Source organism: Plebeiibacterium sediminum (genome assembly GCF_026013605.1).
Lineage (GTDB): Bacteria > Bacteroidota > Bacteroidia > Bacteroidales > Marinilabiliaceae > Saccharicrinis > Saccharicrinis sediminus.
This window is the reverse complement of record NZ_JAPDPJ010000004.1, coordinates 56,540-73,550: the sequence shown is the minus strand read 5'-3', so window position 1 is coordinate 73,550 and position 17,011 is coordinate 56,540. Positions and strand designations below refer to the sequence as shown.

At 34.4% G+C, this 17,011-nt stretch carries 14 protein-coding genes; 2 read left to right on the top strand and 12 right to left on the bottom strand.

Annotation, left to right across the window (positions count from 1 at the left end):
• Positions 1-31: 31 nt before the first annotated feature.
• The 7 genes from flxA to OM075_RS03620 form a co-directional block, all read right to left on the bottom strand.
• Positions 32-1,579 (bottom strand): flexirubin biosynthesis tyrosine ammonia-lyase FlxA, encoded by a 1,548-nt coding sequence (gene flxA / locus OM075_RS03650; RefSeq protein ID WP_301189113.1) that lies wholly within the window; start codon positions 1,577-1,579, stop codon positions 32-34.
• Between the two features lie 139 nt (positions 1,580-1,718).
• On the bottom strand, positions 1,719-2,666 hold the full coding sequence (locus OM075_RS03645; RefSeq protein WP_301189112.1) for an alpha/beta hydrolase: 948 nt from the start codon (positions 2,664-2,666) through the stop codon (positions 1,719-1,721).
• Positions 2,667-2,802: 136 nt separating this feature from the next.
• Positions 2,803-4,866, bottom strand: a complete 2,064-nt coding sequence (locus tag OM075_RS03640; protein ID WP_301189111.1) for an insulinase family protein — start codon at positions 4,864-4,866, stop codon at positions 2,803-2,805.
• An 18-nt stretch (positions 4,867-4,884) separates the two neighbouring features.
• Positions 4,885-6,216 carry a M16 family metallopeptidase gene (locus OM075_RS03635; protein ID WP_301189110.1) on the bottom strand — a complete coding sequence of 444 codons (1,332 nt, stop codon included), beginning with the start codon at positions 6,214-6,216 and terminating at the stop codon, positions 4,885-4,887.
• 219 nt (positions 6,217-6,435) lie between these two features.
• Positions 6,436-7,053, bottom strand: coding sequence for a thiamine diphosphokinase (locus OM075_RS03630; protein ID WP_301189109.1), 618 nt, complete (start codon positions 7,051-7,053; stop codon positions 6,436-6,438).
• A gap of 32 nt (positions 7,054-7,085) precedes the next feature.
• Positions 7,086-7,688, bottom strand: a complete 603-nt coding sequence (gene pnuC, locus OM075_RS03625; RefSeq protein ID WP_301189108.1) for a nicotinamide riboside transporter PnuC — start codon at positions 7,686-7,688, stop codon at positions 7,086-7,088.
• Between the two features lie 62 nt (positions 7,689-7,750).
• Positions 7,751-10,213, bottom strand: a complete 2,463-nt coding sequence (locus OM075_RS03620; protein WP_301189107.1) for a TonB-dependent receptor — start codon at positions 10,211-10,213, stop codon at positions 7,751-7,753.
• A gap of 477 nt (positions 10,214-10,690) precedes the next feature.
• Here OM075_RS03620 and OM075_RS03615 point away from each other — a divergent pair, with 477 nt between their 5' ends.
• Both OM075_RS03615 and OM075_RS03610 read left to right on the top strand, forming a co-directional pair.
• Positions 10,691-11,161, top strand: a complete 471-nt coding sequence (locus OM075_RS03615; RefSeq protein WP_301189106.1) for a DUF6452 family protein — start codon at positions 10,691-10,693, stop codon at positions 11,159-11,161.
• Positions 11,139-11,909, top strand: a complete 771-nt coding sequence (locus OM075_RS03610) for a DUF6048 family protein (RefSeq protein ID WP_301189105.1) — start codon at positions 11,139-11,141, stop codon at positions 11,907-11,909. The genes OM075_RS03615 and OM075_RS03610 overlap by 23 nt, the downstream gene beginning before the upstream one ends.
• On the opposite strand, the gene OM075_RS03605 is transcribed toward OM075_RS03610, so the two are convergent.
• From OM075_RS03605 to thiS, 5 genes are all read right to left on the bottom strand, one after another.
• The gene (locus OM075_RS03605; protein WP_301189104.1) at positions 11,906-12,616 is read right to left on the bottom strand and encodes a HesA/MoeB/ThiF family protein; all 711 of its coding nucleotides are present in this window, start codon (positions 12,614-12,616) and stop codon (positions 11,906-11,908) included. The two genes, OM075_RS03610 and OM075_RS03605, sit on opposite strands and share 4 nt — an antisense overlap.
• 22 nt (positions 12,617-12,638) lie before the next feature.
• Positions 12,639-13,751, bottom strand: coding sequence for a 2-iminoacetate synthase ThiH (gene thiH, locus OM075_RS03600; protein WP_301189103.1), 1,113 nt, complete (start codon positions 13,749-13,751; stop codon positions 12,639-12,641).
• 17 nt (positions 13,752-13,768) lie between these two features.
• Positions 13,769-14,536 carry a thiazole synthase gene (locus OM075_RS03595; protein ID WP_301189102.1) on the bottom strand — a complete coding sequence of 256 codons (768 nt, stop codon included), beginning with the start codon at positions 14,534-14,536 and terminating at the stop codon, positions 13,769-13,771.
• 10 nt (positions 14,537-14,546) lie between these two features.
• Positions 14,547-16,328, bottom strand: coding sequence for a phosphomethylpyrimidine synthase ThiC (gene thiC / locus OM075_RS03590; RefSeq protein ID WP_301189101.1), 1,782 nt, complete (start codon positions 16,326-16,328; stop codon positions 14,547-14,549).
• A gap of 297 nt (positions 16,329-16,625) precedes the next feature.
• Entirely contained in the window at positions 16,626-16,832 is a 207-nt protein-coding gene (gene thiS / locus OM075_RS03585) for a sulfur carrier protein ThiS (protein ID WP_301189100.1), read from the bottom strand.
• Positions 16,833-17,011: the final 179 nt, after the last annotated feature.

Genomic DNA, 17,011 nt, shown 5'->3' with positions numbered 1-17,011 from the left:
TCTAGATTAAAAAATAAATTTTAATCTAAAATTATTCCTGCGGTATTTCTACATTATTATTAAAAAGATAATCAACAACTTTTGCTAAATCTTCATATAATGGTCTGTCCTCAATATAAACAGGGAAGATAGCACGTAGTTGATCATAAACCTTTTTAGTAGCAGAAGATAATCGTGATGATACTTGCAAATAATCAATGGCCTGTACCAATGCCATCATTTCAATGGCCTGAACCTGATATGCATTATCAATAACACGCTTTGTAATCATCGCACTATTGGTTCCCATACTTACAATATCCTGATTATCATTATTTGTAGTGATACTATGAACATACATTGAGTTCGATAGTGTTTGATTTTCAGCAGCCGTAGATGTTGCTGTAAACTGCATTCCCTGCAATCCTAAATTAAGACCTAAAGTTCCTAAATTTACAAATGGAGGAAGTATCTCGTTTATTTTGCTATTAAAAAGAAACGCTGTTTGGCGCTCTGAAAGCATTGACATACGAGTAACTGCAAGCTTAAGCTTATCCATTTCAATTGAGATATAATCACCATGAAAATTACCACCATGATAAACGTTTTTATTCTCAACATCAACAATTGGATTATCACTTACTGAATTTGCCTCGTTTACTACAACTTTTTTAGCTGATTCAACAGCTTCATATACCGGACCCAATATTTGAGGTACACAACGTAATGAATAATATTCCTGAACCTTACGTTTAAAGATTCGCTCATCAACTTCTCCGGAAAAGAAATGCTCTTCACGACGAGCTATTAGGTTACTATCTTTTAGCAACAAACGCATACCTTTTGCAATTTCTTGCTGCCCTTCGTGCTTTTTAACTGAATTTAAAGTAACAGAAAAGTGATCATCAAACGACATCACAATTTCGTTCATCATAACAGATGCCATCAATGACCAGTTTAACAACTGCTTTGATTTAATTACATTAACTAAACCTACACCTGTCATAACTGAAGTACCGTTAATTAACGAAAGTCCTTCGCGAAGTTTTACCTCAATTGGTTCAATTCCCAATTCTGCAAAAACGTCCTTTGTTAATTTGAACTCTCCTTTATAGGTTACATGTCCTTCCCCAATTAAGACTAAGGCTAGATGTGCTAACTGAACCAAGTCCCCACTGGCACCAACGCCTCCATGTTCCGGGATAAAAGGATATACATCTGAATTAATAAGTGTTTCTAATAGTTCTAAACAAGAGGTATGAATACCTGAGTAACCTTGCATGATAGCTCTCATACGAACTAACATTGATGCCTTAGTATAAACATCAGGAATCTTTTGTCCGGCGCCTGCTGAGTGACTGCGAATTAAATTATATTGTAAGTCAACAAGTTTATCATCTTCAATACGATACTGAGCCATTGGCCCCAAACCAGTATTTATACCGTAAATTACCTTGTTCTTAGCGAATTTCTCCAGAAACTCATAGCTCTCTTTAACTTTTTGTTTGGTAGCAGAATCAATTTTAATTTCTTGATTCCCAAAAAGAATCTCCTCAACAACTTCAATTGTCAAGTCTTTCTCAACGCTCAGGTTAATCATATTTTAAACTATTACACACTTAGGTTATTTTATCGAAATGCAAAGAAAACAAATTCTAATTATTTCTTAATATTTATTAATAATAAACCTAAGGTGAAAGTTTATTTAGAACAATTTTAAACAATGTTCAAATGAACTATTATTCCATCTTCATTTCGAGTGCTACATAATCTTGCTTGTCAAACTCTCTGCCAGTAAGAATAACTGAATACATGTGTTTTACCGGTTTGAGTTCATTTAGTATTTCTCCTGTAAAAAAGGAATGCGTATCTCTAACCGGAAGTCTAAAACCAATCGTTTCTGATAGGTCGATGTAGTTTACAGTAGGAATTTTAAATCGATTGGTTTTGTTACCTAATTGACGTTTTGCCCTTGTAAAAAGCTGTAATCCTTTAAGCAGAAAATCATGATTATTATAAAGCACATAAGTTCGTTTTTGAATAGCTAGCTTTGACAACCATAACCCGTGCTTTCTGTCATTTACTGCGGCACTATTCAGTATCAAATTATCAAATACAGATTCTTCCTGTGCATATTCTTCCTGTGCATATAATTTCAAAAAATAATTTCCCAGACTATGAGCCATCATGGATATATTCATATGCATATTTCTTTGTCTTAATTCATTGGCTAAATCTACATACGCATCAAACACAGGTAAACTATTTTCGATTTTGTCATGAGATTGAAACAAAGTTGATGGCTTACCCTTTTCTGTTTTGTAGGGCCAAAAGAAAAACACAACTTTTACATCATATTCATCCTGCATTAGCAATGCTCTTTGGTACACTTCTTCTATTTCCTTTCCGTAACCATGTACATAAAACAAAACATTATGAACACCAAAATCCACATAATCCTTAAACAATTCTTGTTTATCAGATGGTCTAATTTTCATTTTATCATCAACTGACGAGGCAACATATACATTGGAGACATTTTTGTATGAAGTTGTATAGCCAATATTATAGCCATCTTGCTCAAAATCAATATTTGCACTTGTCATAAAATACACTTCGTTTGTATTGGCAATTGCATACCCGAATACCATATTTAAAATGATGATATAAATTAACGACCTCCTCATAACCTATTCATTTATTGATTAACGTTTTTATAAATAACATAAACAAACAAAAAAGGTTGACCTTAAATTAGGCCAACCTTCTCATCTGATGTATTTTAATAAATTACACTATAATGTTCAAATATTCATTTGTCTATTAGTTTGCAAAAACTTCATCCTGAATACCTTTGTTAACCAATACTTCGTTCACATTAATAGCAATTGATTGTGGTCCTACAGTTTGACTCATCACAACAGGAAACTTAACTCCATCAACATCTTTATATTCTGAATATAATGTTACACTGGAGCCTTGCCCCTGAGGCAAATTAACTACTTCTTTAACTTTTAGACCAGATTTAGCATCAAAGTACACTGTAGTTTCTTTTTTTACAGGATTTGTAATAATTAGCTTATAAACATCTTTACCATCTAATTTATCTTTACCTAATAATTGTAAATCATAACCCAATTCACTGTACTGCAATTCCGGGAAAATCATAGCCTGATATTCCATTTCTTTAAGCATATCTCCCTGAAGTTCCTGCTTCTGACCTTGCATAAACATAGATCCTTTTGCACCATCAAAAACTTGCTTACTCAATACATTATCGCCCATTAAAGTTTCAACACATATCTTATTAGAAGCTTTTTGATAAGTATTCAATGCCAGGTTCATCCCTTGAATCGACATTGTACATTTCATGGATAAATCGTGTATAGATTTCAGATGATCCTCACCCCCAAGTGCATCAATATAACCATCAATGACTTTTTGTGCAGTTAATCCTTTAGGCAAACCAGAACGAGCTACTTTGTTGGCATAATAATCGTACTCAACAACCTTAGCATCTCCTGATATATTTTCCATCAGAGATTCAATATTATTAACATCTCCAACAGCAAGATAAATGGCCTTATTTGGTTTTAAATATTTCTTAGCCATCTCTTTTACATCAGCTGATGTAACTGCTTCCAAACGCTCCATATAAGTTTCGTAATAATCTACTGGCAAACCATATTTATCAATATTTAAAGCAAAACGCGCCAAAGTAGAAGGATCTTCCAACGAACGACCAAAACTACCTGCCATGGCATTCTTAACCAAAGTCAGATCATCCTCATCTACATCTTCATTAATTAATCGGTCCATCTCCATTTGAGTTTCAACAAAGGCACTGTCGGTAATGCTACCTCTTACATTTGATGCCATTCGAAAATATCCCATATGCTCATCAGGATTTAATGATGAATAAGCTCCGTAAGTCCACGCTTTATCTTCTCGCAGATTTTTCATCAAACGCCCACTAAAACCATGACCACCAAAAATCTGATTCATTACTCTGGCTTTAATATCATCTGCAGAACCTGGTTTTAAATTAATAGGGTAAGAAATAGAAATATAAGATTGAGGAGCGCCATCTTTGTTACTCATAGCAAATATTGGTTTATCTAAATCTACCGGATTTTGAAACTCGTGTTTTGGTACATCGGCCGATTCCCAATCTCCAAAATATTTCTTAGCAACTTTCTTAGCCTCTTTCACAGTTACATCCCCAACGATTACCAGGTAGGCAACATTAGGTTTAAAGTAGCTGTTATAGTATTGTTTACAATCATCAATCGTAATATTCTGAATTGTTTCTTCAGATGAAATCTCACCGTATGCCGATTCTTTTCCAAACATTAACGCAGAAGTAATATTGGAAGTAATTGCCTGAGGTTCATCTTTCTGAACTTTCAACCCTGATAATGATTGCTTAACCAACTTATCTAACTCTTCCTGAGGAAATAATGGATGATATAGTACATCTGTCATCAGATCCAACAACTCATCCTCATGCTTTTTTAATGATCTGGCATAAATTCCGTTAGAAGATGTATTTAACGAAGCTCCTATAAAATCAATCTCTTCATCAATTTGAGATTTTGTTCTATTTTCAGTTCCGGCTCTTAATAAATCACCAGTAAAACTTGAATAACCGGCTTTATCTCCTTCATAAATTGGATCAATATCCAGGGATAATGAAAATGAAACCACCGGATGCTTATGGTTTTCAACCACAATAACTTTTAATCCGTTTTTAAGTTCAAATTTGGTGTAATCGCCCAGGTTTAGTTTTGTAGCAGGTCCGGCTTTGGGCGCTTTTGATCTGTCTAATTGCGCAAATCCAGTAACAACTGTCAATGCAAATAATATGATGAATGAAATTCTTTTCATTTTTCTTTAGTTTATGATTTAGTTTGCTTTTTGTGAATTTGGAAGATAATAAAGAACCACTCTGTTTTCTTTAGTATAGTATTTCTTAGCTACACGTTGAATGTCCTCACGAGTGACCGCCAAATATTTATCCAACTCTTTATTAACAGCACTTGCATCATTAAAATAAGTATAGTCAGTAGCTAAATTTTCAGCAACAGTAGCCAATCTCCTGCTGCCATTAACCATATCATTTTCTACCTGATTTTTTAACTTCTGAAACTCCCTTTCACTAATCAACTCATTTTGTAGTTTCTCAACTTCCGCATACATAGCCTTCTCAACTTCTCCATTATCCACACCTGCATTTGGTATAGCAAAAGCTAATGTAACACCTGGTTGTTGTAAACCCAGTGAGAAAGAACTGACTTGTATCGCTTTTTGCTGACTATCCACTAACTGTTTATACAAACGAGAACTTTGCCCTTTGGCCAATACATTATTTAGTAAATCCACTGCATAATAATCATCATCGCCCAAGGCTGGAATTTTATAGGCCTGAAGAATCATTGGCAATTGGACGTTTCTATAAACCGTATCTCTAATTTCTGACAACTGAGGTTTCTCAACAATATTTGGTCTTGTAATCTCCTTTATTCCTCTTGGAATATCAGAAAAATACTTAGTTACCATCTCCTTGGCTTTCGCTTTATCAATATCACCAGCAATTACCAAACATGCATTATTAGGAACATAAAAAGTATTGTAAAAATCCACAAAATCCTGATCTTTTGCACTTCTGATATGATCTGGATTACCTAGAATAGCAGTTCTGTATGGATGCTCTTTATAAACTCTATCGAATGTTAATTCCAGAATATCACCATAAGGTGTATTTTCTGTTCTTTCCTTTTTTTCTTCAATCACTACTTTTTTCTGTGTAGCAATTCCAATTGAATCCACTTTTGCATGAAGCATTCTTTCTGACTCTAACCATAATCCTAATTCTAATTGATTAGATGGAAGCACTTCGTAATAGTAGGTACGATCAAAACTTGTATTTGCATTTAAAGTTCCGCCGGCTTTTTCAACGTAATTACTATACTCATGACGAGGAATATTGTCAGATCCTTCAAACATTAAATGCTCAAAGAAGTGTGCAAACCCTGTAAGGTTGGGATTCTCATTTTTTGATCCAACATTGTACATTACAGAAACATTGACAATTGGTGTAGAATTATCCTGATGCAAAATCACATGCAGGCCATTGTCTAAATCAAACTCCTCAAAATTGATAGGTTTCATTTGAGCAGTCATACCAAAACTCACTAACAAAAAAGCAAGGATTAGTTGGTTTTTAATTTTACTCATTTACTACTTGTTTTAAAGTTTATACAAAAAGATTTGGTTGATTCTTTATTCAATCCATGTGCCTAAACCCTTTTGCAATTAATTATCAAGTAGTTAATATTTTTATTGTTTCGTACGAATGTTCGATTATGAACAATCAAAGATCTTTCTGTGTCCGATAACGAACACAATATTTATTTCAACAGATTTAAGAAGATAAAATTATTGCAAAGATTTGATCTAATATTCCTGATATACAACCAGATCTCCACCGGATATTTTTAATCCAAAATAATCATCCAAAGATTCATTTAAGGTTCCTTGCCAAAGCATAGAAAGACATTGATTGTTTAAAGGATACTTTAAGTTTGAAGTTGTTATTTTAATCTGAGGATTTGTGGCAAATATTGAAACCTGTTGCCCTTTGAAACTCTTATACTGTTGCGACGCTGAAATTGAAGTAAAAACACCATGGTCGGTATACATTTTCACTTTTATAAATCGAGTGTATTGGGGTAGTAAAAATACATTACCTATCATATGATCATCGCGGAGGCCTGTAGCGCCAACAATAGACACTTCGGTAAAAAGCTGATCTTTACACCAATTTACCGCCTTGGTTAAATCATTGGTTTCCTGATCTGAAAAATGATGGAGTATATCTTTATATTTAATTTTCAATTCATCGTGAAGAGAATCCAGGTCACCCACAATAGCATCAGGAACAAAAGAAGTTCCTGTTAACTTATTAACAGCACCATCACAACAAACAATAAACTCTGCCTTTTCTAACTGTTCTAAAGCAAATGGATTTGTTGGGAAAGCACCATTAGCCACAATAACTACCTTTTTTATCATTGATAAATTCTCTTCTGAAATAAAAATTTAAATTAATTGGTAACCGCAACTTTTGAAGGCTCTGTTACCAGATCTTTCTTCCATTGTAAGTAGCCAACTAACGAAAGTGACATATAGAAGAAATATAAAACTGAAGTTGGATACAAGCCTTTGTAAATATACAAGCCTAACGAAACAGCATTAACAATAACCCACACCAACCATTGTTCAAGTATTTTTTTAGCAAGCATCCAGGTTGCAACTATACTCAATGCTGTTGTAAAAGCATCCCAGTAAGGTATGGCTCCATCTGTAAAATTAACTAACACGTATGATATAAGTGCATAAATTGCTACACTTGCTAAAAACAAAGTAATATATAATTTCCGACCAAGACTAACCACAGGAAGCTCTTCTTTGTGATTACTTTTTCCTTGCGACCAAAGGAGCCAGCCGTAAATACTAATCACCACATAATATACTTGCAAGGACATGTCGGCATAGAGTTTAGCAGCAAAAAACACATAGATATACATTAAAGAAGTTATTAAACCAACCGGCCATAACCACTTGTTTTGCTTAATCTCAAGATATAAAAAAAGTAATCCTGAAATAGTTCCAATAATCTCAACCATGTTTTCCAATATCCAATCCATGCTTTGCAAATATAACACGATAAAAATCCCCGGAATAAAGACCAGGGATTATATCCTTATTTTTAAAATTTTAGTATTACTCCACCCAAACAGTTAATACCTGCCTGAGGATAATCATATCGCCAGGTCTTTTCATTGCCCTGCTCATACCAGTTTCCACCGTAAGCATTATTTTCATACTCGGCATCAAAAATATTATTTACCTGAAAATGGAAGGCAATCTCTTTTATCCACGCAGGATGAATTGCATAGTTTAAACGCAAATTATGTACATGATAAGCATCCAACATTCTATCAGAACTGGAAGTATTATCAAAATACTGTTCACCAACGTATTTGCTGATAAAACTAACACCAAAACCTTTAAACGGATTAAAAGCAATAATACTGCTTCCAATTAAATCAGGAGAGTAACTAATATCTGAATCACCTAGTTCTTTACCCTTGTATTCTTCATTCCAATTTTCATCATAGTACGTAGAATATTCCACAAAATCCTTAATCTTATTTTGACTTAAAGTAAGGTTCGCATCCCACTTTAACTTTGGTAATAACTGAACACCCCAAATCAACTCAATTCCGGCTCTATAACTCTTGTCTACATTAGTCATAATATCATAACCTACACTATTCTTTTCACCGGTAGGTACCAACTGATCCCTGTAATACATGTAATACACATTGGCACCAAAGGTTGCTTTAGTAGATCTGAACTCATATCCCAATTCATAATCAAATAATGATTCATCAACGGGTAACGATGAAGGATCTAACTTAGCATCTTTAAAATTAGCACGAGTTGGTTCACGATGAGCTACACCAAAAGATGCATAAATATTCTGGTTTGGATTTATGGTATAATAGATTCCCAACTTCGGATTAAAGAAATCAAATTTGTGTGACTGGATAAGATCCTCTAAGTCATCATCCATTCCATTCATATCATAATTGATATGACGATATTGAATATCTCCATACACATTTAATTTATCCGTTAAATCGTAGTTAATCTTAGCAAAAGCATTAAAATCTGTTTTTTCAGAGTCATTTAAATACCATTGATAATTATTATCAATTCCTCCATTCTGTGCCCACAAAATATTTCCAAAATGATCACCCTCATATTTATTCCATGCGGCACCAAAAGAGGCATCTACCCTGCTCTTTTTATAATTTAAAGAATAGGTAAATCCATAAAAATCATTCTCTAACCACTTCTGACGCGTTAAATCTGTTTGTGTAACTTCCGCTCCATTAATTACAGGGCTAGACAAACCATAATCAGCATAATATGTATCGTGATAATCATTATCATCATCCTGAAACTGCTCATAATATCCATGCCCTTGCGTATAATGCAATGCAGCATTCATGTTCAAACTTTTCGATAATTCCTGAGAGTAGAACAACTGATAATGCGTTTGTTTGTAGTTATCCGTTTGATTTTTATAGTAATGCACTTTACCATCTTCATCATAATATTCACCGGCAGGATTATAAGTTCTTGAATGCGTATCTCCTTTTACATGAATAAATTCATTCCCCCACCAACTAATTCCGGTTTGCTGATCGCCATTAATCACATTTGCCTTAATCATACCCTTTTCTGTATAATAAGTACCACTCACAAAAAAGGATTCATGATCAGAAAAAGCCCTATCTACAAAACCATCCGACTTCAACTTTGAATATCGTGCATCAAAACTAAACTTGTCATTAATTAAACCCGTTCCAGCTTTATAGGTATTTCGGAACGTATTAAAAGATCCGGCAACACTTTGTATCTCGGCATATGGCTTTGCATTTACCGTTTGTGTTTGAAAATTAATGGTGGCACCAAATGCAGCTGCCCCATTTGTTGAAGTTCCAACTCCTCTTTGTATCTGAATATTATCAACAGAAGAAGAAAAATCAGGCATATTAACCCAATAAACACCTTGCGATTCCGAATCATTCAACGGAATACCATTAATAGTAACGTTAATTCTTGAGGCATCCGTTCCTCTTATCCTCAATGCCGAATATCCAATTCCATTACCAGCTTCCGATGATTCAACAAGTGATGGTGACAAACTCAACTGATAAGGAATATCCTGACCAGTATTTTCTTTACTAATTTCATCTTTAGAAAAATTAGTTACTGCTACAGGTGCTTTATTACCTGCTCTGGTTGCGGAAACTAAAATTTCATCTTTAAAAATTGTCGAAGGCTCTAAAGTGAAGTTAACAGTAGCAGAACCATCAACAGAAACTTTCTTTTGAATAGATTCATAACCTATGTACGAAACTACAAAAACATAATCGCCGTTTTTAAGATTACTAAATTGATACTGACCTTCCAGGTTTGTTACTGTTCCCAGGTAACTACTTTTAATTACAACAGAAGCTCCAATTAAATCAGCACCCTCCTGGTCGGTGACTCTACCTTTTACCACATTTTGAGAAGTTGCAGTAAAACTGACCATTAAAACTCCACACAATACTAAAACTCCATATAGCACAGAGTTTTTCCATCTTTTAATCATTTTAAAAAAGTTAAAATTAAACAATAATAAAATGAGGTAATAATTAAGATCAAAGGGCGAAAAGTTAGTTCGCTAGTTTCCTACGCCGGTATTATCCGGATCAGGTTCATTACCAACCGCCATAATTGGTAAAAGGGTATGATCTCAGCCCGTAATATTAAGGCACCCCAAAAAAATCGAAGACAAAGATAAGTGTAATTATGCTAAAACGATAGTTTATAAGTACTTTTTAATCTAAAACATAAAATGATAACTTAAAATGAAGCACCTATTAAGAATAGTTCGTTTCTTAAATTTTATTAGCAAAAAGGTTTTTTAATAAAACCACAAACTAAACTTATTGAATGGTTCTATTTTTGTTAATATTGCAGTTTAAATATAAATTTTAGTTTAGATGGTTAATTCCTAATGGGAATGATTTGATCATGACCATTTGTTTGTTTATAAGCCCATCTAACAACTATAGCATTTGTAATAATGAAAATACTTTTTCAGGTAGCGGCCATCATGGTCCTGGTAATTATAATATCCTGTAATAATAGTGACGATTTTTGTTTATCAAACCAACAGTCGGTTCAAGCTTCATTTTATTCTTCAATCACATTAAATGATTCAACCGTGAGTGGAGTAACTATTACGGCTATTGGTTCTGTTGCGGAAGATGACACTATTTATAATTCAGAAGTTGTATCGGAATCATTTCTTCCACTTTCTATGATGAATGATACTTCCCGTTTTTTAATACAAATACTTAATCAAAGAGATACTGTATCCTTTGTCCACTCAAAAGAATTGAGTTTTATATCTGAAGAATGTGGATTCATTTTTAAGTTTGAGTTAGACACTGTTTTGCATAGTAATATTTCTTTTATTGATTCTGTTTCAATAGAATATCCATCAATTGTTTATAATGAAAGTACCGAAAATGTTAAGATATATCTTTACTAGTCTAGTTATTTTGGGAATCACAACCCTTATCAGTGCTCAAAATTATACAGAGGAGGGCAGATATTCTCAAAGTTCGCAAAATCAGAAACAACAAGAAGGAACCCCCAAAAAGAAGAAAGAAAAACTGCCTTATCCAAACAAAAAGAGAGGTACTGCCATTGGTATTGATGTAAGCCGTTTTTTAGTTCCGGTTCTCGATAATGACAGATATGCTTTTGAAGCCAACATTAAAACAAACTTTAAAAAGAGAATGTTTTTTGTTGGATCCTTGGGTTTTGAAAATGTTTCTTTTGATGACAAATCTTATGAATATAAATCGGATGGTATATATGCCAGAGTAGGCTTCGACTATGATATTTTTATTGTTGATGAACCCAACAACAATGATAATATTTTATTTGGTTTACGTTATGGTTTTGCGGTTCAAGATCATGGTTCTGATAAAATAACAGTTGAAGATCCTTATTGGGGAGATTACACCACTTCCATAAATTCATATGCAGTAAATTCGCATTGGCTTGAATTAGTAGCCGGACTTAGAACTGAACTATTCAACAACTTTTTTCTAAGCTTTTATGCCAGATTAAAAACTAAGATCGCATCGAACAATGCTGAGGTAATGGAACCCTACCGAATTCCCGGATTCGGAAGAGGTAGCAGAACCGTCAGTTTAGGATTTTCATATATTGCTGAATATCAAATTCCATGGGGAAATAAACGCCTTAAAAATAAGAGCCAATCAAATTAATAATTTAACTTGATTAGCTTATTTTCAAGAGCTTTAAAAATATACAAAGCATCTGCTGCAACACCTTTCAGATTGCAGCAGATTTTTATTACCTCCATTGCCATCATGCTTCCAATTATTCCGGGCAATGCCCCCATTACTCCAATTACATAGTCTTTAGGTAACTCCGGCTGAGATGGAAAAACATCTGAGTACGAAATTTTATTTTTATAATTGAATACAGAATACTGTCCTTCAAATCCTTCTACAGAACCATGTACAAAAGGAATATAAAGGTTTTGAGAATAGGTATCAATTAAATATCGAGATTCAAAATTATCTGTTGCTCCAACTACAACATCATATTCGCCCATTATATCTTCCACATTATCCTTATTTAAAAACGTATTGTAAATCTGAATAATGGTTTCTGAGTTTAGGTACTGTAACTTTTGTTGAGCTAAATGAGCTTTAGAAACACCTAATTCATCCTCTCTATATAATATTTGTCGCTGTAAATTAGAAATACTAACCACATCATGATCTACAATCCCAATTTTACCAATTCCAGCTGCCACCAGATATTGTAATACAGGACATCCCAAACCTCCGGCACCAATAACCAGAACCTTAGCAGCCTTTAATTTTAACTGCCCCTCTACTCCAACTTCTTTTAACAATAGTTGTCGACTATATCTTTCCTGATTTTCTGTACTTAATTTATTCATTAACACCTTTTTTAATTGATAGCTACATAACAAGACACTGATCCCAATCTTTCCATACAGCTTCAAAACCTTTATTTCTAATCACCCTTTCAATCTCATCAGAAGTTCTGTCATCAGAAACATCAAATTGTTTTAATTCTTTATCAGGATTTGCATACCCACCAGGTTCTGTCTTACTACCTGCACTCATACTAGTAACTCCAATTCCCATCATATGATCTCTAAAATAAGCATTTTCTCTTGTACTTAAAGAAATCTCCAATTCCTGATTAAAAATTCGGTAAGCACAAATTAACTGAACCAGCTGACGATCATTGATGGGATGATTTGGCTGAAAACTACCCACATGTGGTCTTAATCTTGGAAATGAAATACTGTATTTTGTTTTCCAGTATTTTTGCTCCAAATAATTCAAATGCAACGCAGTATAAAAGCTATCCGTACGCCAATCTTCCAATCCCAACAAACACCCTAGTCCGATACGATGAATTTCAGCCTGACCAATACGATCCGGAGTTTCCAAACGATATTTAAAATCGGCCTTTTTTCCTTTGGGATGGTATTCTGGATATCTATGCTTATTGTAAGTTTCCTGATAAACATAAACCGTATTTAAACCATGCTTTTTCAGTCTGTAATAATCTTCCAGATCCATAGGCGCAATCTCTATGGAGAGATTTGCAAACTCTGACTTTAATAAGGTCAATACTTCCTCAACATAATCTACACCGCATTTTTTCGGATGTTCTCCAGTAACCAAAAGCAAATGCTCAAAACCCATGGATTTTATATGCTTCACTTCTTCCAGAATCTGCTCTTTTGTTAGTGTACATCTGTTAATCTGATTCTTACAATTAAAACCACAGTATATACAGCCATTGGCACATTCATTTGAAAGATACAACGGAATATACATTTGTATGATCTTTCCAAAACGCCTTTGAGTTAGCTGAAAACTCTTTTGCGCCATCTGTTCCAGATAAGATGCTGCTGCAGGAGAAATCAAGGCTTTGAAATCTTCTAAATCAGGATTAACTGCATTTAATGCATTCTCCACATCAAATGCTGATTTTGATTGGATTGATACTGACACTTCATCCCAGTCGTATTGCTCATGTATATGATAAAAGCTCATTTTTTCTACTATAAAACTTAACTTAAAAAACTAGTCAAAGGACTGCTAGCTTCTGCATATGCACTTACTTTAGCCAATCCTGACAAATATGCAATTCTACCTGCTTCAACGCTCATTTTAAACGCACGCCCCATTTGTTTCGGGTTTTTAGCCACAGCTATCGCAGTATTAACTAAAACCGCATCTGCTCCCAGCTCCATTGCTTCTGCTGCATGAGAAGGAGATCCGATACCAGCATCAACAACAACAGGCAGATTAGATTGCTCAATGATTATTTTTAAAAAATCACGTGTTATAAGTCCCTGATTGGTCCCTATTGGCGAACCTAAAGGCATCACAGCAGAAGCGCCTGCATCCTCCAACTTTTTACACAACACAGGATCTGCATGAATATATGGAAGGATAACAAATCCATCTTTAGCTAATTCATAACACGCTTTTAAAGTTTCTTCTCCATCAGGTAATAAATATTTTGGGTCAGGATGAATTTCTAACTTCAACCAGTTCGTTCCTAATGCCTCACGAGCCAATTGAGCTGCAAATATTGCTTCTTTAGCATTTCGAACACCACTTGTGTTAGGTAGCAAGTTTAATCCGGGAATATTCAGATGATCAATCATATCATCATTATTCCCTTTCATATCAACACGTTTTAATGCAACTGTTACCAACTCTGAGCCTGATGCTTGAATAGCTTCAGCCATCATTTCATTTGAGTTAAACTTACCTGTTCCTGTAAAAAGTCTTGATTTAAATTCTTTGTCGGCAATTCTTAATATATCCATTGCTTATATTTTATTGAACTCCTGCACCACAAGCAGCAGTTTGATTTTCTATTTTATCTCTAACTTCTCTGTTTGCTCTCATGGAACAAAAATGTTCGCCGCACATGGAGCAAAAATGCGATACTTTATCTTCCTCATCAGGAAGTGTTTCATCATGATCTGAGATTGCTTTCTCAGGATCCAAAGCCAATGCAAACTGATCGCGCCATCTAAAATCAAAGCGCGCTTTACTCATGGCATTATCTCTGATATCTGCTCCCGGAAAACCTTTTGCTAAATCAGCAGCATGAGCAGCTAATTTGTAGGTAACCACACCTGTTCGCACATCCTCTTTATTAGGTAAACCCAAATGTTCTTTTGGTGTGACATAACATAACATGGATGTTCCATACCATCCAATCATTGAGGCTCCTATGGCACTTGTTATATGATCATACCCAGGTGCAATATCTGTTACCAATGGACCTAAGGTGTAAAACGGAGCATCATGACAAAGACGCAATTGCTCTTCCATATTCTTTTTTACCAGATGCATTGGCACATGGCCGGGACCTTCAATAATCACCTGAACATGATGCTGCCAGGCTACTTTTGTTAATTCTCCAAGTACTTTCAACTCCCCAAATTGGGCTTCATCATTTGCATCATAAATACTTCCGGGACGCATTGCATCTCCTAAAGAAACAGCCACATCATACTGAGCAAGAATATCACAAATTTCTTCAAAATGAGTATAGGTAAAGTTTTCCTGCTCATGAGCCATACACCATTTAGCCATAATACTCCCTCCTCTTGAAACAATACCTGTCTTCCTATTTTTGGTCTTGCTTACCAAATCCTTAAGCATTCCGGCATGAATCGTGAAATAATCTACTCCCTGCTCACATTGCTCTATCAGAGTATCCTTGTAAATTTCCCAGGTTAAATCTTCAGCTTTTCCATTTACTTTTTCTAAGGCCTGATATAAAGGAACAGTACCTACCGGAACAGGTGAGTTTCTGATAATCCACTCTCGTGTTTCATGAATATTTTCTCCCGTTGATAAATCCATAATGGTATCTGCACCCCACCGAAAAGCCCAAACGGCTTTCTCTACTTCTTCCTCAATGCTTGAAGTTGTAGGAGAGTTACCTATGTTGGCATTAATTTTAACCAGAAAGTTTCGTCCAATAATCATAGGTTCAGCTTCCGGATGATTTATATTACCGGGAATAATAGCTCTTCCTGAAGCTATTTCATCTCTCACAAATTCAGGAGTGATAAAAGGAATATTCTCCAGCTGCTCAGAACTTAGTCCAATTGACTGATAATACTCTATTGCATTTTGATTTTCACGAATAGCTACATACTCCATTTCAGGAGTTATAATTCCTTGTTTGGCATAATAGTATTGCGTAACTACTTTTCCTTGCCTGGCTTTAAAAGGTTGAAGTCGTTGATGCTGATGTCTGATATTATCTAAAGATTTATCCTCCAATCTTTTTTTTCCATATTCTGAACTTTTTTCAGGAAGTTCTTCAACATCGTTTCTTTCAACAACCCAGGATTCTTTGATTTTAGGAAGTCCTTTTGTCAGGTCAACTTTATAATCCGGATCAGTATAGGGACCTGAAGTATCATAAACTGTTATGGGCTCATTCTTTTCAATTGTTCCTTTCGACTGATTTAACGTATCCGATAACCTGATTTGTCGCATTGGAACTCTAATATCAAAAAGTTTTCCTCTGACATATATTTTTCTTGATTTAGGAAAAGAGCCCGTTGTTATTTGCGGAGTTTTCTTTTGGTTCATATAAATTTAGTATTGGATTTTTAACTAGAGAATACACTGAAACAATAACGTCCTGCATTTATATGGATCCAGCAAAATGGATCTTAAAAATACCTTTCGATAAAACTTCTTGTTGTAATTAGAATAAAAAACTACTCAAATTGAATACATGTCACTACAGGATGGGATACAACATTCCTATCTTTAAACTGAAAGTTATAAGCAGTTACTTGCCAATCATGCCGATTCAATATGATCAGCATGATTGATTCCTATCTAATATTGAAAATGATCAATTTAATATAGTAGAAGACTAACTCAACCACCTTTTGTTGCAGAAATGATTAGTATTTTATCATTCTCTGAAAGAATAGTAGATTTCCATTTCTTTTGCATTACTATTCGCTCATTAATTGCAACAGCAACACCTTTAATTGTTGAATTAATTCCTATTTCAGGAAAGAGATTAGAAAGAAGGAGATTTTCCTCAACCGTTCTTTTTTCATCATTTACATAAATAACCATACAATTTAATTTTACTCTAACGAGATATAATTTAAAAAATATGGTGCCGATAAACATCGTGTAGAAATCACAAAATCCCTTTACAGCATTATCTGTACAGGTTCAATGGGTATGATCTCAGCCTGAATTTTTAGGCACCCCTTTATAAAAGTTGAATACGAAGATATAAAATATTTCTA